This window comes from Kitasatospora sp. NPDC127111, from assembly GCF_042677465.1.
Classification (GTDB): Bacteria; Actinomycetota; Actinomycetes; order Streptomycetales; family Streptomycetaceae; genus Kitasatospora.
In genome coordinates this window covers 46,918-64,714 of sequence record NZ_JBHXTG010000022.1, presented here as the reverse complement: position 1 = coordinate 64,714, position 17,797 = coordinate 46,918, and the positions used below count along the sequence as shown (strand labels likewise).

Sequence of the window (17,797 nt, the reverse complement as noted above, 5' to 3'; positions counted from 1 at the left end):
GGCCCTCCCGCCCCCGCCCGCCCCGCCGTCCCAGGGGCCAACGGGACATGGGGCGGGCGGTTGGGGCAGCCGGCCGGGCCCCACACCCCACTCCGGCGGCTACGAGCCCACCGTCAGCCGGTCTGGACGGAGGTGTCGTCGATGACGAAGCTCGTCTGGAGCGACGAGTCCTCGCTACCCGCGAACTTCAGGGTGACCGACTGGCCCGCGTAGGCCGAGAGGTCGAAGGTGCGCAACTGGTAGCCGGAGGCCGCGTCCACGTTGGAGTAGGTCTTCAGCGTGGTGCCGTTGGCCGTCACCGCCAGCTTGTCGTACACCGTCGAGCCGGACTCGGCGGTGTCGATGTGCAGGTAGAAGCTCAGCGTGGCCTTGCAGCCCACCGGGATGCTCACCGTCTGGGAGAGGGTGTCCGTGTGGGTCGAGCCGTAGCCGTTCAGCCAGGCCTTCCAGGTGCCGCCGTGCGCGGCCTGGGAGGAGCTGTTGTCGACGACGCCGCTGCTGGCGGTCCACGGCGCCGCGCTGCCGGTCTCGAAGCCGGCGTTGCCGAGCAGCTGGGCCGGGGTGCACTGGCCGCCGCCGTTGTTGACCGTCCAGCTGAAGGCGGCGGTCGCCGTCCTGCCCGCCGAGTCCTTGACCGTGACCGTCACGTTGGAGGTGCCCGCGGTGGTCGCGGTACCGGTGATCAGGCCGGTGGAGGCGTTGATGGAGAGCCCGGCCGGCAGCCCGGCGGCCGAGTAGGTCAGCGGGGCGGTGCCGCCGCTCGCCGAGATCTGCAGGCTCACCGAACCGTTCAGCGTGGTGGTCTGGTTGCCCGGGTTGGTGACCGAGACGGCGCCGCTGCCGGCCGGCTTGGTGAGCAGGCAGCCGCTGACGTTGAGGTCGATGACGCGGCCGTTGCCGAGGCAGGTGGTGAACCAGTAGGTCTCCTCGCCGTAGCTCTGGCCCTTGGTGGCCGTGGTGGTGCCGTCGGCCGCCACCTCGCACGGGTTGTTGAGGGTGCACATGGCGCCGTCGTCGTTACCGGTGTTGTTGATGCCGACGATCTTCTTCGTCGCGGCGTCGACGATCGGTGAACCGGAGGTGCCGTGCGTGGTGTTGCAGCCGGAGCTGTAGCGGAGCGAGTCGTGCCAGGTCCACTCGTCCTCGCGCAGGGTGGGGACGAACCCGTTGATCGAGCAGTTCCACACCTGCTTCCAGTACGACGAGGGTATGTACATCGCCGAGCCGTCGACCGGGTGCGTGTCGCTGATCGTGAGGGCGGTCGCGCCGTACTTGCTGCTGATCGACCCGAAGGTGTCGGTCAGTTGGTACAGCGCGACGTCGGTGCCGGTCATGGTCGCGTACAGCACCTTGTCCGCCTGGACGGTGCCGAGCGAGGAGCCGGAGGAGCTGAGCAGCGTGCCGCTGCGGCTGGCGCTCTGGTTCTGGATGACCACTCCGGAGGCCGGCATGGTCGGCAGGCAGTGGCCGTTGGTGAGCATCATGGCCCGGTCGGTGTCGACCGAGGAGGGGTAACGCACCAGCGAGGCCGAGCAGTTGCTCAGTGCGATGGTGGAGGTCAGATCGCCGGCCTGGACCGCCTGCGCGGGCGTGGCGGCCAGGGTCAACCCGCCTGCGACGACTGCGCTTGCGCCGGCGAGGGCGGCAAGTCTCTTGAACATGGCTCTCCTTGTGGGGGATTGCGGGGCGTACGACCGGTCGCGGACGCCCGCGCCGCACGAAAGTGCCATGGCCACTTCAATGCGGTCAACCATGCCGGCAGAACTCGTGCCCGTGATTCCGCCCTCACCCCAGGGCACTTGACGGCCGGTCGGCCCGTTCCGCCCGCGCCTCCTCGGAGTGGGCGCAGCCCGGCTCCTCCCGCTAGCCGGCCGCCCCGAGGAGGTGCCGGAGGATGAACCGCTCCGCGCCCTCCTCCTCGTGCGCGGGCACCTCCAAGTGGCCGCCGGGGTTGGCGTGCAGCGTCTTCTCGCCGGAGACGAAGGTGTCGAACAGCGCCAAACCGGCCTCGCGCGGCACCAGTTCGTCGTCCCACTGCAGCAGGAACGCGACCGGGACGGCCACCCGGGACGCCGCCCCGACCAGGGACTCATGGCCGGCGAGACCGAACACGGCCGCCCCGATCCGCGGTTCGGCCGCGGCGAGCGGAATGCCGATCACGCTGGCCAGCGACAGGCCCCAGAAGCCGACCGGACCCTCCGGGCCGATGCCGTCCAGCTCCTGGAGCGCGTCCAGCACGGCCCGCCACTCGGGGACGGCACGCCGCGCGAGGGCGGCGGTGTGACGGGCGACCTGCGGGCTGATCGGCTCGCCGCTCGCCAGCAACTCCCCGATCTCCACGACGAACCGCTCGTCCTGGGGGGACTTCGGCCGCTCCCCGTGCCCGGGCGCGTCGATGGCCGCGACCGCGAAGCCGTGCTCCGCCGCGAAGCGCTCGGCCCGTCTCACCAGCCCCGGCGCCCTCTTGTGCCAGCCACCACCGTGACCCATGAGCAGCAGTGGACGCCCGCCGGTGGCACCGGCGGGCGTCCAGAGCACCCCGGGGACGTCACCGAGGGTGAAGGGCCGTTCCGAGACGCCGTTCGCGGTCGTCTCCGAGAGGAAGCGCATGGGTGTTCCGTCGCCTTTCGGTGCGCCCGCAGGGCTCCCGCGGCGTCCGGCGCGCGGGCCAGGTCGAATCAGCTCCGACCAGGTCAGGTCAGGTCAGGTCAGGTGCACCGGGACCCTAGCGGACACCCCGACCGGGCGGACAACCGATCAACGGCACCAGGGCTTGCCCTAGGATGCGTCGGCGATCATCCGTCCGACACCATGGGGGAATTGATGACGGGTCAGTGGACCGCGCTCGGCGAACCGGGCGGCATCGAGGCGTACGTCCACCATCCGCGGGAGGGCGCGGTGCGCGGCGCGGTCGTCGTCTGCTCCGAGCTGTACGGCGTGAACGCGTACGTCCGCGCCACCTGTGCCGAGCTGGCCGAGGCCGGGTACGTCGCCATCGCGCCCGACTACTACTGGCGCGACGCCCGCCGCACCGAACTCGGCTACTCGGCGGCGGAGCGCGAGTCCGGCCTGGTGCTGATGCGCGCGCTCGACCGCGACGAACTGGTCGCGGACGCCGGCGCCGCCCTCGCGGCCGCGCGCGCCGAGGCGGGCGGACGCGGCGTCGCGTTCCTGGGCCTGAGCATGGGCGGGCACGTCGCCGTGCGCGCCGCCACCGAGCTGCGCTTCGAGCTGGCCGCCGTCTTCTACCCCGGCTGGCTGCTCAACAGCGGCTTCCCGCTGGTCGGCCCGGTCCCGCCGCTGGAGACCAGCGAGCGGATCGCCGCCAACGGCGCCTTCCTGCTCGGCTTCCGCGGCGAACTCGACCACATCATCCCGGCCGAGGAGTGGGAGCGGGCCGAGCAGCGGCTCACCGAGGCCGAGGTCCCGCACGAGTTCGTCACCTACCCCGCCGCCCACCACGGCTTCGCCTGCTCCGACCGCCCCGCGGACTACGACCCGGAGGCGGGAGCCGACGCCTGGCGCCGGGTGTACGCGGCCCTGCAGACGTACCTGTAGGCCACTCGGCCCCCGCGCGACGGCGGGGGCGGGGAGGCTGCCGCCCCGTGTCGGCAGCCTCCCCGGCCGATCGGCCCCGGCCCGGCCCACCGCCCCCCACCCCGGCCCCCGGCCCCCGGCCCCCGGCCCCCGGCCCCGGTCCAGCGCCCCCGAAGGGGCCCGCCCCCGCCCGCGGGCTACTCCCCCTTGAGCTGCTGGACCAGGCCGAGGCGGTCGATCACGGCGTGCCGCTCGCTGATCCGGTCGCCGACGAAGCGGAACAGGGCGAACGCCTCCATGCTGACCCGCCTGCCGGTGGCGGGGATGCCCATCAGCGGGCCGGAGTGCGTGGCCGTCATGCGCCAGCGCACCACGACGTCCTCGCCCTCGCCGACGAGGTCGAGGATCTCGAACGACGGGTCGCCGTGGGTGGCGTGCACCTCGCGGATGGCGTCCTTGAAGCCCTGCGGGCCGCGGACGTTCTGGTGCCGCCCCTCGCTGGTGAGGAAGTCGGCGGTGAAGAGCTCGTCCGCGACGTCCAGGTCCCCGGCCTCCAGGGCCCGGTAGAGGCGGCGAACGGCGTTCTTGCGGTACTCGACGGTGGTCATGCGGAGTCCCTCCCCGGTCGGATTACTGAGTGATCCCTCAGTAAGTTAACCTTTCCTGAGCGATTACTCAACCAATCGGCGGGGAACGGAGGCCGGACATGGCCCAGGCACGACGCGGGCGGCCCTCGACCGGGGTACGGGAAGCGGTGCTCCAGGCCACCGAGGAGGTGCTCGGGGACGCCGGCCTGGCCCTGTCCACCAAGGAGATCGCGCGCCGGGCGGGCGTCGCGGAGTCGAGCGTCTTCTACCACTTCGGCGACCGGCTCGGCCTGCTCCAGGCCGTCATCGGGCTGCACCTGCCGGCCTTCGCCGACGCGACCGCCGTCCTCGGCGAACACCGGGACGAACGCGACGGCGGACAGGAGGACGGCGGCCTGCCGGCCGAGCTCACGGCCCTGCTGACCCACCTCGAACGGTTCTACCGCCGGATCATGCCGATCCTCGGCGCCCTCCAGGCCGACGCCCAGCTCCGCGCCCTGCTCGCCGAACGCGGCGGCGACATCGGGCCGCACCTCGCCCTGCGGGCCGTCGCGGACGCCCTGCGGGCACGCCAGGCCGCCGGCCGGCTCCCCGCCGGGCTGGACCCGGCGGCCGCCGCGCTCCTGCTCGTCGGAGCGGCCCACCAGCGCGCGCTGCACACCCACCTGCTGGGCGAGGCGGCGGCGCGCTTCCTCCCGCCGGTGGAGGCGCTCGCCCGCACGCTCCTCCCGGCCTTCGAACAGCCGCGGTGACGGCCGCGGCGCCGCCGGCCGGGGCCCGGACGGCGGCGCCGGTGCGTGGTGCCCCTCAGGGCTGGGGGAACTTGTCCTCGTCCACGTCGCTGGTCTTGGCGTTGCCGCCGACCGTCGGCTGGAGGGTGATCGACCAGGAGGTGTAGGTCCGCCCGGTCTCGTACGCCATGGTGTCGTCGAACTTGCTGAAGTCGCAGTTCTGGGTGAACGCCTTCAGCGTCGCGTCCCAGTCGACGCCGCCGGAGAAGAAGACCTCGTAGGTGCCGTCCTCGATGCCCTCGATGGACGCCTTCTTGCCCTTGCCGACGTAGATCGAGTGGATCGACTTGCCGTCCTTGGCGAGCGAGACCACCGCGTCGGCGCTGCCGCCGTTGTCGACGTTGAGCACGCCGTGGCCCCTGAGCCGGCCCTCCCGCACCATGGTGCCGTTGTCCAGGCTGCGGGTCTGCAGCTGCGGGGTCTGCGGGACGTTGAAGGTGGTCGGGTAGCCGGCCGCGGTCATCTGGGCGAGGGCCGCGGGAACCGCCTTCAGGCCCTCGGACTGGCCGACCTCGGCGAAGGCCGAGGTGACGGCGCACACCTTCTTCTTCTTGATGTCGCCGCGGACCTTGGTCAAGTCGGTGGAGAGCTGGCTCAGGGCGGTCACCAGCTGCCGCCGGGCGGTGTAGACGGCGGCCGGCTCGTCGGCGAGGCCGAGCCCGCTGCCGGCCGAGGAGGCGGCGGTGGAGGCCTCCTGGAGCGCGGTGGAGAAGGCGTCCAGGCTCGCCGCGGCGTTGAGCTTGCCGAGCGCGGCGCTGACCGGGTCGATGTAGCCCGTCAGGATCGGGCCGTACGGCGGCTTGGTCGGCGTCGGCGTCGGCGTGGGCGTGGGGGTCGAGGTCGCGCTCGCGGACGGCGCCCCGGAGTTCCCCGACCCGAGCCCGAAGGCGTCCGAACCCCCCGAGCCCCCGCTGGAGCACGCCGCCAGCAGCAGCGCGGTGCCGGCCGCCAGGCCGACCTTGATGTAGGACTTCATGCCGCTCCCCCTGGTGTGATCCGCGCGGTCCCGGTGATCCCCGCGGATCTCCGGGATCCCCGGGACTCCCGAGCGCCGTGATCTTCCATGCACGCTCCGTGCACTCCCCGCGGACATGATCCCGAGCCGAGGGGGCACGGTCAACCTGGCGTACAAGAGGCGTACGGAGGCGCAGGTGGGGCACACCCGGGGGCGCGTGGAGCCGGAAGGACGGTCACCTAAGATCGGGCTCGTGCTCAGGCTTACGGGACTCCCCCTCCAGATCATCGCCTCCGTCCTCGCGATCGGCGTCTTCGCCGCGACGATGTGGCTCTGGCCGCGGTTCGGCGGCCGGACCTGGAAGGCCTGGCTCGGCCGGATCGGCGCCTTCCTCGCCACCCAGATCGCCGTCCTGGTCGCGATGGGCCTGATCGCCAACGGCTACTTCGGCTTCTACAGCTCCTGGACCGACCTGCTCGGCACCAACGGCGGCCCGGGCACGGTGGTCGACCAGCAGCCGAACGCCGCCGTCGCCGTCACCGGCGAGCAGAAGTTCTACGCCCAGCAGGGCTCGAACCCCGAGCGCGTCGGCCTGATCCACAAGGTCGCCGTCAAAGGGGCCGTCAGCGGCCTGAGCACCGACGGGTTCGTCTACCTCCCGCCGCAGTACTTCCAGCCGGAGTACGCGCACCGGAAGTTCCCGATGGCGCTGGTGCTGGCCGGCTACCCGGGCACGCCGGAGAAGCTCATCTCGCTGATGAAGTACCCGGCCTCCACGCTGGAGGCGATCGAGCAGCAGAAGCTCCCGCCGACCGTCCTGGTGATGATGCGCCCGACCCTGGTCAGCAACCGGGACACCGAGTGCGTGGACGTCCCGAACGGGCCGCAGGTGGAGACCTTCTTCACCAGCGACCTGCCCAAGGCGCTCGCCACCACCTACCGGCTCGGCACCGACCCGGCCAACCGGGCGGTGATCGGCAACTCGACCGGCGGCTACTGCGCGCTCAAGTTCGCGCTGCGCAAGCCGGACTCGTACCGCGCCGCCGTCTCGCTCTCCGGCTACTACACCGCGCCGATCGACGAGACCACCGGTGACCTCTTCGGCGGCAACGGACAGCTCAAGCAGGAGAACGACCTGCTGTGGCGGCTGCGCAACACGCCGGCCGCACCGGTCTCGCTGCTGCTGGGGACCGCGCACGACGAGAACAACTACGCCGCCACCCAGGACATGGTGAAGTCCTTCAAGTCCCCGACCAAGCTCTCCACCATCACCCTGGACACCGGCGGGCACAACTTCCACACCTGGACCCGGGAGATCCCGCCCGCGCTGGAGTGGCTGGGCAAGCACCTGACGATGCCCCAGGCCGCCTGAGCCCCATCCGGCTCCCGTAGCCGCCCCCTGCCGCGAGGATCCACCGGCCCGGGGATCCACCGCCCCGAGGATTCACCGCCGGGGGATCCACCGGTGGGACCGGGGCCGCAGATCACACGCCCCTCACAGGCGCGTCTCACGCTCCTCTCAGCCGCACGGCCGAGCGTAGCGCCCATGACCACGACCAGCTTCCCCCCGCCGACCGGCGATCCGTGGCCCGAGGCCGCGAACCACCTGCCGCCGGAGGTGCCGCAGCCGGCCCCCGCGGCCACGGACGCGGCGGCGCCGGCCGGACCGCTCTTCCCGGAGTTCCCGCTGCCGCCCGCCGGACCCAAGGGTCCCGGCTCCTGGGCGGGGCGGCTGCGCACCCTGCCGGCCCGCGCCCGGCGCGGCCGCGCCGACGACCCGCGCTGGGTGCGGCCCGCCCTGCTGGCGCTGCTGGCCGCGACCGCCGTCATGTACCTCTGGAGCCTGAGCGCCTCCGGCTGGGCCAACTCCTTCTACTCGGCGGCCGCCCAGGCGGGCAGCCAGAGCTGGAAGGCCTTCTTCTACGGCTCCTCCGACGCCGGGAACTTCATCACCGTCGACAAGCCGCCGCTGTCGCTCTGGCCGATGGCGCTGGCCGCCCGGGTCTTCGGCCTCTCCTCCTGGTCGGTGCTGGCCCCGCAGGCGCTGATGGCGGTCGCCACCGTGGCCACCCTGTACGCGACGGTGCGCCGCCGCTTCTCGCCGCTCGCCGGCCTGCTCGCGGGCGGCGCGCTGGCGCTGACCCCGGTGGCGGTGCTGATGTTCCGCTTCAACAACCCGGACGCGCTGCTGGTGCTGCTGCTCACGCTGGCCGCGTACGGGCTGGTGCGGGCGGTCGAGGCGGCCGGCACCCGGTGGCTGGTGTTCACCGGTGTGATGTTCGGGCTGGCCTTCCTCACCAAGACGCTCCAGGCCTTCCTGGTCCTGCCGGCCTTCGCGCTGATCTACCTGGTGGTCGCGCCGACCGGTCTCTGGCGGCGGGTGCGCCAACTGCTGCTGGCCGGGCTGGCCCTGCTGGTCGCGGGCGGCTGGTGGGTCGCGATCGTCGAGCTGGTGCCCGCCTCGGCGCGGCCGTACATCGGCGGTTCGCAGGACAACAGCTTCCTCTCGCTCACCTTCGGCTACAACGGTCTCGGCCGGCTCAACGGCAACGAGACCGGCAGCGTGGGCGGCGGCGGCCGCATGCCGGCCGGCCTGGAGGCCCCGCCCGGCGTGGAGGCCCCGGCCGGCGCCGGCCGGGGCATGGGCGGCTGGGGCGAGACCGGGATCACCCGGCTGTTCGACGGGGACATCGGCGGGCAGATCGCCTGGCTGATGCCGGCCGCGCTGATCCTGCTGCTGGTCGGCCTCTGGGCCACCCGCCGCCACGCCCGGACGGACACCGCCCGCGCGGCGTTCCTGGTCTGGGGCGGCTGGCTCGTCTGCACCGCGCTGACCTTCAGCTTCATGTCCGGGATCTTCCACCAGTACTACACGGTGGCGCTGGCGCCGGCGGTGGCCGCGCTGGTCGGCATGGGCGTGGACGGGCTCTGGCGGGCCCGGCACCGGCTGCCGTACGCGGCGGTGCTGGCGGTCACCCTGGCCGTGACGGCGGTCTGGGCGTACCTGCTGCTCGGCCGGAGCGCGGGGTTCCTGCCGTGGCTGCGCTGGGCGGTGCTCATCGGCGGGCTGGCGGCGGCGGTGGCGCTGCTGCTGGCCGGACGGCTGGGGGCCCGGCTCGCCACCGTGGCCGGACTGGTGGGCCTGGCGGCGGCGCTCGGCGGACCGGCGGCGTACGCGGTGGACACCGTGAACACGCCGCACACCGGCTCGATCGTGACGGCCGGCCCGGCGGTCGCGGGCGGGCGGGGCATGGGCCCGGGCGGGATGCGCGGCGGGCCGTTCCCGGGGGCCGAACTGTTCGTCAACGGCCGGCCGGTCGTGCCGGGCCAGAACGGCGCGCCCGGCGGCGCCCAGGGCGGGGCGCCCGGCGGGTTCCCGGGCGGTCGGTTCCCGGGCGGCCAGGGCGGCCAGCTCCCGGGCGGTCGGTTCCCGGGCGGCCAGGGCGGCCAGGGCGGCCGGACCGGGGGCAACGGCACCGGCTCCGACGGCCGCGGCGGCGGCTCCGGCGGCATGACCGGCGGCGCCCCCGGCGGCATGGGCGGCCTGCTGAACGGCGCCCGGGTGAGCGCGGAGGCCTCCGCCGCCCTCGCGCAGGACGCCGGCCGCTACACCTGGGCCGCCGCGACCAGCGGCTCGCAGAACGCCGCCAGCTACCAACTCGCCTCCGGCGTCCCGGTGATGGCCCTCGGCGGCTTCAACGGCACCGATCCGTCGCTCGGCCTGAGCGCCTTCCAGCAGTACGTGAAGGAGGGCAGGATCCACTGGTTCATCGGCGGCGGCGCCCGCGGCGCGGCCGGGGCCGGGGCCGATGCCGCCGGCGGGGCGCAGCGGACGCAGACCGCGCAGATCGAGGAATGGGTGGCGAGCCATTACACCGCGAAGACGGTGGGCGGCTCCACCTTCTACGACCTGACCCAGGCCCCCGCCTCCTGACGCCCGCACCGGAAGGGACGCACCGCGGAACACCGCGGTGCGCCCCTCGTGCCGTGCGCCGTCGTGCGGTGCGGGTCAGTCCGACGGGCAGCGCGTCCCGGCGGCCGGGACGGTGCCGTCCACCAGGAAGGCGTCGACCGACCCGCGGATGCACGTGCTCTTGCCGTAGGCGGTGTGGCCCTCCCCCTCGCGGGTGAGCAGCACGGCGTGGCCGAGTTCGGCGGTGAGCTTCTCGGACCACGCGTACGGCGTGGCCGGGTCGCCGGTCGAACCGACCACGACGATGGTGGCGTCGCTCTTCGAGGCGATCGCGTGCGGCTTCTCGACGGAGCGGAACGGCCAGATCCGGCAGTCCGGGTCGAACAGCGCCATCGTCGGCTCGTGTCCGCTGACCAGCGGCGCCTTGGCGGCGAGCTCCGCCAGCGCGGCCTGCAGCTGCTCGCCGGCCGGCGCGTCGGTGGCGCCGTCGGCGCAGTGGATGGCGGTGTACGCGTCCGCCGAGACGCCGTACTTGCCGTCCTCGCCACGGCCGTTGTAGCCGTCGGCGAGGTCGAGCAGGTAGTCGCCCTTGTCGCGGAGCATGGCGAAGGCGAGGACGTTGCGCAGGTTGGTCCACGCCTTCTCGCCGCCGTAGAGGGTGCTGAGGACGCCGGTCCAGGCGGCGTTGGCGGTGAGGGTGCGCCCCTTGGCGGTCTTGAGCGGGTGCTCCTTGAGGCCGTCGAGGAAGCCGGCGAGCTTCTGCGCGGCCTTGTCCGGGTCCTTGCCGAGCGAGCACGGGTCCTTGGTCACGCAGTCGGCGGCGAAGGCCTTGAGCGCGCGCTCGAAGCCGGCGTACTGCTCGATGTTGTGCTGGACGAGCGAGGTGGACGGGGAGGTGGCGCCGTCCAGGACGAGCCGGCCGACCCGGTCCGGGAACTCCTCGGCGTAGAGGCTGCCGAGGTAGGTGCCGTAGGACATGCCGAGGTAGTTGAGCTTCTGGTCGCCCAGGGCGCCGCGCAGCACGTCCATGTCGCGGGCGGTGTTGCGGGTGCCGACGAAGGGCAGCACCTTGGCGTACTTGGCCTGGCAGGCCTCCGCGAGCACCTTGCCGTGGTCGGCGCCCGGGGCGTCGGTGGTGACCCACGCGTCGCGGGCCTTGTCGTCCAGGCAGTTCAGCGGACTGGTCAGGCCGGCGCCGCGCGGGTCGAAGCCGACCATGTCGAAGCGGTCGTGCAGCGGGCCCGCCCAGCCGGACGGGTTCCGCTTGACCATGTCGACGCCGGAGCCGCCGGGCCCGCCGGGGTTGACCAGCAGCGAGCCGACCCGCTGGTCCTGCTTGACGGCGGGGTTGCGGACCACGGCGACGTCGAGGACGTCCCCGGCCGGGTTGGCGTAGTCCAGCGGGACCTTGAGGGTGGCGCACTGCACCAGGGACTCGTCGATCTTCGTGGTCTGCGGGTCGTCGGCGCACGGGGCCCAGGCGATCTGCTGTCCGTAGAACGCCTTGAGCGCCGGGTCGGCCGCACCGGTGGGCTTCGGGGTCGGCGTGGGCGTGGTGGTCGGGGCCGCCGCCGGGCTGCCGGTCGCGGCCGGCGAGGCCGTGCCGGAGGCGGCGCCGGTGGAGCCGGTGGAACCGGCCGAACCGGTGCAGCCGGCCAGGACGGTGGCGGCGACGGCGGCGGTCAGGGCGCGCCGGGAGAACCGGGTGATCATCGAATGCACCGCACACGAATATCACCCGGTGATCACACCGGTCACACCGCCCGGCGCGCTGACGCCGTCCACCGGGCGGTGTATGCGGACAAAGGATGGTGAAACGTTCCGCTCAGCCGCCGCCCAACGGCCGACGGCCGCTACCCCCGGAGGGACCGCGCGGTCTCGGCGAGCACGGTGTCGAGCGGGGTCGCCGAGACGCCCAACACCTCCTCGGTGCGGGTGGAGTCGAGCAGCAGCGGGCGGTAGTACAGGTACCCCATCTCCACCACCTCGGCGAGGACCTCGTCGGCCTCGCCCGCCCGCGCCAGCTCCTCCGGCGACAGCGCGGTCAGCTTCGGCGCGGGCGCGCCGGCCGCCCGGGCCAGCTCCCCGGCCAGCGCCCCGGCCGACAGGTCGCCGGTGCCGGGCACGTGCCAGACCTCGCCCCAGGACGCGTCGGACCGGGCGGCCGCGATCAGGGTGGCGGCGACGTCGCCGGTGTAGGACCAGCTGTGCGGCGCGTCCAGGTCGGCGGGGTAGCCGGCCGGGTCGCCGGCCACCACGGCCGGGGCGACCATCAGGTGGAACGGCGAGCCGGCGCCCGCCCCGAGGAAGTCGCTGGCCCGGACCTCGGTGGCGCGCACCCGCCCGGCCCGGTGGGCGGCCAGCGCGTCCGACCAGAGCGCGGCGCGCACCCGCCCCTTGCGGGTGGTCGGGGCGAGCGGCAGCCGCTCGTGGTACCGGCCGTCCACCGGTCCGTAGCCGTAGACGTTGCCGAGCATCACGTAGCCGGCGCCGGTCCGTTCGGCGGTGGTGAGCAGCGCGGCGGCCAGCGGCGGGAACTCCTGCGGCCAGCGGTGGTACGCCGGGGCCGCGCAGTTGACCAGGGTGGCCGCGCCCTCGGTGAGGGCGGTGAGGCCGTCGGCGTCGGTCGCGTCGGCGGCGACCCGTTCGATGCCGGGGTGCTCGGGGCCGGTGCCGCGCCGGGTGACCAGGCGGACCCGCTCGCCGGCCCCGGCGAGCCGGAGCGCGGTGGCGGTGCCGATCGGGCCGGCACCGGTGACGACGTGGAAGGACATGGCACTCCTCCGGGTTGACGGTGGGTGAGGTGTGCGGCGCCGGCCGGGCGCCGCCGTCGCTCCACTCTCCGACCGGGCGCCGTCGTGGAACAGCGCCCCGGTTGCCAAGCTTCCGGAGGTTCTGGCCATGCCCGCCCGCAGCACGCCGCACCTGGTCGCGGTGGTCGCCGTCGCCCCGGTGACCCCGTTCGACCTCGCCATCCCCGACGTGGTCTTCGGCTCCGCCGAGGCGGACGGCCGGCCGGCGTACGAGGTGCGGATCTGCACCGCCGTGCCCGGCCCGGTCGACTCCACCGGGAGCCTGCGGGTGGTCGTCCCGCACGGGCTGGAGGTGCTGGCGGAGGCGGACACCGTGATGGTGACCGGCACGGCCTCGCGCACGGAGGCGGACGAGCGGGTGCTGACGGCGCTGCGCGCGGCGGCCGCACGGGGCGCGCGGATCGCGTCGATCTGCACCGGCGCGTTCGTCCTCGCCCAGGCCGGGCTGCTGGACGGGCGCAGCGCGACCACGTACTGGGTGCAGGCGGGCGCGCTGGAGCACCGCTTCCCGTCCGTCCGGGTCCGCCCGCGGGCGCTCTTCGTGGAGGACGGCCCGGTGCTGACCTCGGCCGGGCTGACGGCCGGCATCGACCTGTGCCTGCACATGGTCCGCAGCGACCACGGCGCGGCGGTGGCCAACGCGGTGGCGCGGCTCGCGGTGATCTCGGCCGTCCGGGACAGCCGCCAGGAGCAGGCGCAGGCGCCGGTCTCCGCGGCCGACGGCGCCTCACTGGCCGGCACCCGGGCCTGGGCGCTGGAGCGGCTGCACGAGCCGCTGACGCTGGCCGCGCTCGCGGCGCACGCGGGTGTCAGCGTCCGCACCCTCAACCGGCGCTTCCTGGCCGAGGCGGGGACCACGCCGCTGCAGTGGCTGCTGACCCAACGGATCGAGCACGCCCGGGAGTTGCTGGAGTCCACCGACTCCCCGGTCGACCTGATCGCCGACCGCGCCGGCTTCGGCAGCCCCGACTCGCTGCGCCGCCACCTCCTCCGGCGCGTCGGCATGACCCCCCGCGCCTACCGGGCCCACTTCGCCCGGCCGAAGCGGGCGGTGGACGGGAGCTGAGCCGATGCCCGTGCCTGCGCCGGTGTCTCCGGTCTCGGACCTCGGACCTCGGACTCCGGGCCTCAGCCGCCGATCGCCGACATCGGCCGGTCCGGCCGCACGAAGTCGGCCGAGTCGATGGCGTGGCCGGCGCCCTTGCGGGCGATGGTGTTGCGCCAGGCCTCCTCGATCCGGTCGTCGTCGGCCCCGTCGCGCAGCAGCGCGCGCAGGTCGGATTCCTCGGTCGCGAAGAGGCAGTTGCGCAGCTGCCCGTCGGCGGTGAGCCGGACGCGGTCGCAGCCGCCGCAGAACGGGCGGGTGACGGAGGCGATCACGCCGATCACCGTGTCGGTGCCGGCGATCCGCCACTCCTCGGCGGGGGCGTTGCCGTGCCGGCCGACCGGGACGAGGTCCCAGCGGCTGGCGAGCACGGCCAGGATCTCGTCGGCGGTGACCATCGTCGTCCGGTCCCAGGCGCCCTGCGCGTCCAGCGGCATGGACTCGATGAACCGCATCCGGTAGCCGTGCCCGGCGGCGAACTCGGCCAGGTCGAGGATCTCGTCGTCGTTGACGCCGCGCACCGGCACCGCGTTGACCTTGACCGGCGCGAGTCCGGCGGCCTGCGCGGCGGCCAGGCCGGCGAAGACGTCGGCGATCCGGTCCCGGCGGGTGATCGCGGCGTACCGCTCGGGGCGCAGGGTGTCCAGGCTGACGTTGACCCGGTGCAGCCCGGCCTCGCGGAGCGCGCCGGCGGTCCGGGCCAGCCCGATGCCGTTGGTGGTGAGCGAGACCTCCGGCCCGAGGGCGGTGATCCGGCCGATCAGCGCCGGCAGCCCGCGCCGCAGCAGCGGTTCGCCGCCGGTGAGCCGCACCGAGGCGATGCCCAGCCGCTCGACGGCGATCCGGACCAGCCGGACCACCTCGTCGTCGCTCAGCACCTCGGCCTTGGGGAGCCAGGCGAGGCCCTCGGCCGGCATGCAGTAGGTGCAGCGCAGGTTGCAGCGGTCGGTGAGCGAGACCCGCAGGTCGGTGTGGACCCTGCCGAAGCGGTCCAGCAGCGGGCGCGGTGCGGTGTTCATCGACTCAGTACAGGGGCAAGCGGGCCGCAGTGCCACCCGCCGAACCGCCGGGGTACGGCCGCCACCTGCGGGTTTCCCTTGTGCATTCGTCCAACTGTGGGTCCGAACGGCTGCGCGGGACGCCCCCGGCCGGGCAGGCTGGGCGCATGCACCGCAGTGATCCAGCCGTCACCGCCTCCACACCCGCCTCCGCGCCCGCCTCCGCGCCGGTGGCCGCGCTCGTCCTCGCCGCCGGCGGCGGGCGGCGGCTCGGCGGGCGCCCCAAGGCCCTGATCCCCTACCGGGGGCGGCCGCTGGTGGAGCACGCGGTGGCCACGGTCCGTTCGGGCGGCTGCACGGACGTGACGGTGGTGCTGGGCGCGGACCGCGAACGGGTCCGGGCCACCGCGCACCTGCCGGGCTGCCGGCTGGTGGCCAACCCGGACTGGGCGGGCGGCATGGGCTCCTCGCTGCGGGCCGGGCTGGCCGCGCTGCCGCCGGAGGCCCCGGCCGCGCTGGTGATGCTGGTGGACACGCCCGGCGTCACGCCGGCGGCGGTGGCCCGGCTGCTGGCCGCCCACCGGGCGGGCGCCGACCTGGCCGCGGCGGCGTACGGCGGACGGCGCGGGCACCCCGTCCTGATCGGGGCCCGGCACTTCGCCGAGGCGGCGGCGGGCGCGACCGGCGACTCCGGCGCGCGCGCCCTGCTGACGGCGCACGCCGAGGAGATCGCGCTGGTCGAGTGCGCCGATGTCGCCGTCCCGGACGACCTGGACACCCCGGCCGACCTGGCCCGCTGGTCCGCCGGCTGACCCGCCCCGGCCGACCTCGGCACCCGCTCCCCCTCCCGGGTGGCCCGGTCTCCTCCTCGCCGGCGAGGGATCGACCGCACACCCCTGATCTGTCCCTGAGGATTGCCCCATTCCGCGCCGCGGCCCCCGCCTTTCGGGGAGCATGGGACACGTCCTTCCACCCCGATTCGAACGGACGGTGCCCGCGATGTCCGGACTGGCCGACGACTTCACCGGACGCGACCCCGCCCAGCACGGGCCGGGAGCGGGTGGCGGTGCCCGGGCGATCCGCTGTCCCGCCTGCCGGCGCGAGCACCTGTACGAGCCGCCCTCGCTGCCCTGCCCGTGCGGGGCCTCGCTCAAGGTCCCGCTGCTGCGCGGCGGCGTCCCGGTGCAGGTGCGGTTCCGGTCCTGGGAGGACTCCTGGCTGAACATGCGCTGCCCGCACTGCGGCCGCTCCGACCAGTGGCCGCAGCCCGAGTTCACCTGCAACTGCGGCGCCACCGTCCGGCTGCCGGTGGACCGCACCACCCGCCTCGGCGGCAGCGCCACCGCCGGCCGCGCCGGCACCGGGCAGCTCGGGCCGGCCGCCCCGCCGTCCACCCGCCCCTCCCCGGCCCACCCGCAGGGCGCCCCGGTGCCCGCCCCGCCCGGCGGGTCCGGCTCCCCGGCGACGCCGTGGCGGCGGCGGGCCCCGTTCCGCCCGCACCCGGTCCGCACCTCGCAGGACGCGGTGTTCACGGCCGCCCGCTACCTGGAGTGGCTCGGCTTCGAGGACCTCGAACTGACGGAGGCCCAGGAGCGCGACGGCGTCACCCTGCTGGGCAGCCGGATGGTCGCCCAGGTGGACACCTGGACCGAGCCGGCCGACGTGAAGTCGGTGGAGTGCCTCTGGCTGCAGACCCTGCACGCCGAGGAGATGGCCGCCGCGATGTTCACCCTGGCGGGGTATTCCCACCAGGCCACCGTCCGCGGCGAGCAGCTGCTGGTCGCCCTGTTCAGCCTGGACCTGGCCGGGGTTCCGCAGCCCGCGAACGGCGCCGCCGAGGCCCTGATGGAGACCGGCTGGACGTCCTGACCCCGCCCCGGCCCCGGCCCCGACCGCGTCCCGGCCCCGTCCCGGTCGCGCCGGGGCCACGAGCGCGTGACGTGCCGGAGGCGCCCTAGATCATTCCGCCGCCGAACGCAACAACCTCCGCTCGTGATCTGGTGCACAAGCTCACCCCCGTGTTGAATTGCCGCCACGACGCAGGCGTGGGCGCGCCTTTCGGGTTCCGCCGGATCCGGCGGGGACCCGCAGGGCACGCCCCTGGGGAAGGCCTGCGCCCTGCTGGATGGCGCGCACAAGGAGGTGGCGTTGTCGGAGCACGGATGGGACCCGAGCGGCCGGGACGGGCGGGAGGTGCGCGGCCGGGCGGCCCCCCGGGAGCCGGGGGACACCGTATGGCGGCTGCGGTCCCGCGCGTGCTGGCAGGAGGCCGCGGAGCTGTTACGGCCGGCTGCCGAGCGCGACCCGACGGCCGCCCTCGGCCGGGCCGAACTCCTGATCGAGCAGTGTCTGTTCACGGCCGCCCACTGGACCCCGGCCGAACAGGCGCTGCGCCTGGCCGAGGCCGTGGTCGGCACCACCGAGCAGCGCGCGGCCGCCGCGTGCGCCCGCGGCTTCCTGGCGTACGTCGCCAGCGTGCTCGGCGCGCGCGACCGGCTCGACGAGGCACAGGCGGCGCTCGGCCGGACCTCCGCGCTGCTGCCGCCGGACGCCCCCGGGCGCCCGCTGCTGGACTTCCGCCGCGGGCTGGTCGCGGAGAACCTGCTGCGCGACCGGACGGCGGCCTGGATCGCCTACCGGCGGGCGCACGACGGCGCGGGCGAGCGCGGTGACGAACTGCTGCGGTCCCACACCTGGCGGCACCTGGCCGCGCTGGCCCAGGCCGCCGGGGACCGCGAGCGGGCCCGGGAGGGCTTCGACGCCTCGCTGCGGTTGCGCGAGCAGCTGGGCTTCACGGTCGGGGTGGCGCCCGCGCTGGCGGCGCTGGCCGAGGTCTCCGAACCCGCCGAGGCCACTCGGCTGCGGGCGGAGGCCGCCCGGCTGGTGCAGGCGCTCGGAGGCGTTCCGGTCTGGCTCGCGCGCCAGTTGGGCGCGGCGCGCACGCCGGGCGCTCCCCCGGACGGACGCATCGGAAGGCAGCCCCGGGGAAGCATCAGCTAAGGTGAGCCTAACCTGGCCGGGGGGAGCAGTACCCCGGCCGGGTTCGCCTTGCCGTTCCCCGGGCTCCGCCATGCCCCGGCCGGCCGGGCCCGGCCCGG

At 74.7% G+C, this 17,797-nt stretch carries 14 protein-coding genes and 2 pseudogenes; 8 read left to right on the top strand and 8 right to left on the bottom strand.

The genetic code is table 11. From position 1 onward, the window contains the following. Window positions 1-113: 113 nt before the first annotated feature. From ACFVHB_RS16245 to ACFVHB_RS16235, 3 genes and pseudogenes are all read right to left on the bottom strand, one after another. Window positions 114-839: pseudogene (locus ACFVHB_RS16245) on the bottom strand (putative Ig domain-containing protein); the annotation flags it as partial. 204 nt (window positions 840-1,043) lie between these two features. Then, a pseudogene (locus tag ACFVHB_RS16240) lies at window positions 1,044-1,481 on the bottom strand (trypsin-like peptidase domain-containing protein); the annotation flags it as partial. 382 nt (window positions 1,482-1,863) lie between these two features. After that, a complete protein-coding gene (locus tag ACFVHB_RS16235; protein WP_380321475.1) occupies window positions 1,864-2,610 on the bottom strand; it encodes an alpha/beta hydrolase in 747 nt (248 codons plus the stop codon). Between the two features lie 213 nt (window positions 2,611-2,823). On the opposite strand from ACFVHB_RS16235, the gene ACFVHB_RS16230 reads away from it, so the two are divergent. Beyond that, window positions 2,824-3,558, top strand: a complete 735-nt coding sequence (locus ACFVHB_RS16230) for a dienelactone hydrolase family protein (RefSeq protein WP_380321472.1) — start codon at window positions 2,824-2,826, stop codon at window positions 3,556-3,558. Window positions 3,559-3,734: 176 nt separating this feature from the next. Here ACFVHB_RS16230 and ACFVHB_RS16225 read toward each other — a convergent pair whose 3' ends face one another. Beyond that, the gene (locus tag ACFVHB_RS16225; protein WP_380321469.1) at window positions 3,735-4,145 is read right to left on the bottom strand and encodes an ester cyclase; all 411 of its coding nucleotides are present in this window, start codon (window positions 4,143-4,145) and stop codon (window positions 3,735-3,737) included. A 98-nt stretch (window positions 4,146-4,243) separates the two neighbouring features. On the opposite strand from ACFVHB_RS16225, the gene ACFVHB_RS16220 reads away from it, so the two are divergent. After that, the gene (locus tag ACFVHB_RS16220) at window positions 4,244-4,876 is read left to right on the top strand and encodes a TetR/AcrR family transcriptional regulator (protein ID WP_380321466.1); all 633 of its coding nucleotides are present in this window, start codon (window positions 4,244-4,246) and stop codon (window positions 4,874-4,876) included. Between the two features lie 55 nt (window positions 4,877-4,931). Here ACFVHB_RS16220 and ACFVHB_RS16215 read toward each other — a convergent pair whose 3' ends face one another. Further along, window positions 4,932-5,891 carry a hypothetical protein gene (locus ACFVHB_RS16215; protein ID WP_380321464.1) on the bottom strand — a complete coding sequence of 320 codons (960 nt, stop codon included), beginning with the start codon at window positions 5,889-5,891 and terminating at the stop codon, window positions 4,932-4,934. A gap of 232 nt (window positions 5,892-6,123) precedes the next feature. Between ACFVHB_RS16215 and ACFVHB_RS16210 the strand changes: the two genes are divergently transcribed. Together ACFVHB_RS16210 and ACFVHB_RS16205 are read left to right on the top strand one after the other, a co-directional pair. After that, window positions 6,124-7,242 carry an alpha/beta hydrolase gene (locus ACFVHB_RS16210; protein WP_380321461.1) on the top strand — a complete coding sequence of 373 codons (1,119 nt, stop codon included), beginning with the start codon at window positions 6,124-6,126 and terminating at the stop codon, window positions 7,240-7,242. A gap of 174 nt (window positions 7,243-7,416) precedes the next feature. Then, window positions 7,417-9,804 (top strand): glycosyltransferase family 39 protein, encoded by a 2,388-nt coding sequence (locus ACFVHB_RS16205; protein ID WP_380321458.1) that lies wholly within the window; start codon window positions 7,417-7,419, stop codon window positions 9,802-9,804. Window positions 9,805-9,879: 75 nt separating this feature from the next. Here the strand turns inward: ACFVHB_RS16205 and ACFVHB_RS16200 are convergent, their stop codons facing one another. Further along, complete coding sequence (locus ACFVHB_RS16200) at window positions 9,880-11,496, bottom strand: alpha/beta hydrolase (RefSeq protein WP_380321455.1); 1,617 nt, start codon at window positions 11,494-11,496, stop codon at window positions 9,880-9,882. 140 nt (window positions 11,497-11,636) lie between these two features. Then, window positions 11,637-12,557, bottom strand: coding sequence for an NAD-dependent epimerase/dehydratase family protein (locus ACFVHB_RS16195; protein WP_380321452.1), 921 nt, complete (start codon window positions 12,555-12,557; stop codon window positions 11,637-11,639). A 127-nt stretch (window positions 12,558-12,684) separates the two neighbouring features. On the opposite strand from ACFVHB_RS16195, the gene ACFVHB_RS16190 reads away from it, so the two are divergent. Continuing rightward, complete coding sequence (locus ACFVHB_RS16190; protein WP_380321449.1) at window positions 12,685-13,662, top strand: GlxA family transcriptional regulator; 978 nt, start codon at window positions 12,685-12,687, stop codon at window positions 13,660-13,662. 62 nt (window positions 13,663-13,724) lie between these two features. Here the strand turns inward: ACFVHB_RS16190 and moaA are convergent, their stop codons facing one another. After that, window positions 13,725-14,720: a GTP 3',8-cyclase MoaA gene (moaA, locus tag ACFVHB_RS16185; RefSeq protein WP_380321447.1), complete on the bottom strand. Its 996-nt coding sequence runs from the start codon at window positions 14,718-14,720 to the stop codon at window positions 13,725-13,727. Between the two features lie 146 nt (window positions 14,721-14,866). On the opposite strand from moaA, the gene ACFVHB_RS16180 reads away from it, so the two are divergent. From ACFVHB_RS16180 to ACFVHB_RS16170, 3 genes are all read left to right on the top strand, one after another. After that, entirely contained in the window at window positions 14,867-15,511 is a 645-nt protein-coding gene (locus ACFVHB_RS16180; RefSeq protein ID WP_380321445.1) for an NTP transferase domain-containing protein, read from the top strand. Between the two features lie 187 nt (window positions 15,512-15,698). After that, window positions 15,699-16,568: a hypothetical protein gene (locus ACFVHB_RS16175; protein ID WP_380321442.1), complete on the top strand. Its 870-nt coding sequence runs from the start codon at window positions 15,699-15,701 to the stop codon at window positions 16,566-16,568. A gap of 279 nt (window positions 16,569-16,847) precedes the next feature. Next, complete coding sequence (locus ACFVHB_RS16170) at window positions 16,848-17,699, top strand: hypothetical protein (protein WP_380321439.1); 852 nt, start codon at window positions 16,848-16,850, stop codon at window positions 17,697-17,699. Window positions 17,700-17,797: the final 98 nt, after the last annotated feature.

Bases quoted from the DNA above. Each gene is read 5' to 3' on its own strand.
- ACFVHB_RS16235 (WP_380321475.1), bottom strand. From the start codon at position 2,610: ATGCGCTTCCTCTCGGAGACGACCGCGAACGGCGTCTCGGAACGGCCC.
- ACFVHB_RS16230 (WP_380321472.1), top strand. From the start codon at position 2,824: ATGACGGGTCAGTGGACCGCGCTCGGCGAACCGGGCGGCATCGAGGCG.
- ACFVHB_RS16225 (WP_380321469.1), bottom strand. From the start codon at position 4,145: ATGACCACCGTCGAGTACCGCAAGAACGCCGTTCGCCGCCTCTACCGG.
- ACFVHB_RS16220 (WP_380321466.1), top strand. From the start codon at position 4,244: ATGGCCCAGGCACGACGCGGGCGGCCCTCGACCGGGGTACGGGAAGCG.
- ACFVHB_RS16215 (WP_380321464.1), bottom strand. From the start codon at position 5,891: ATGAAGTCCTACATCAAGGTCGGCCTGGCGGCCGGCACCGCGCTGCTG.
- ACFVHB_RS16205 (WP_380321458.1), top strand. From the start codon at position 7,417: ATGACCACGACCAGCTTCCCCCCGCCGACCGGCGATCCGTGGCCCGAG.
- ACFVHB_RS16200 (WP_380321455.1), bottom strand. From the start codon at position 11,496: ATGATCACCCGGTTCTCCCGGCGCGCCCTGACCGCCGCCGTCGCCGCC.
- ACFVHB_RS16195 (WP_380321452.1), bottom strand. From the start codon at position 12,557: ATGTCCTTCCACGTCGTCACCGGTGCCGGCCCGATCGGCACCGCCACC.
- ACFVHB_RS16190 (WP_380321449.1), top strand. From the start codon at position 12,685: ATGCCCGCCCGCAGCACGCCGCACCTGGTCGCGGTGGTCGCCGTCGCC.
- moaA (WP_380321447.1), bottom strand. From the start codon at position 14,720: ATGAACACCGCACCGCGCCCGCTGCTGGACCGCTTCGGCAGGGTCCAC.
- ACFVHB_RS16180 (WP_380321445.1), top strand. From the start codon at position 14,867: ATGCACCGCAGTGATCCAGCCGTCACCGCCTCCACACCCGCCTCCGCG.
- ACFVHB_RS16175 (WP_380321442.1), top strand. From the start codon at position 15,699: ATGTCCGGACTGGCCGACGACTTCACCGGACGCGACCCCGCCCAGCAC.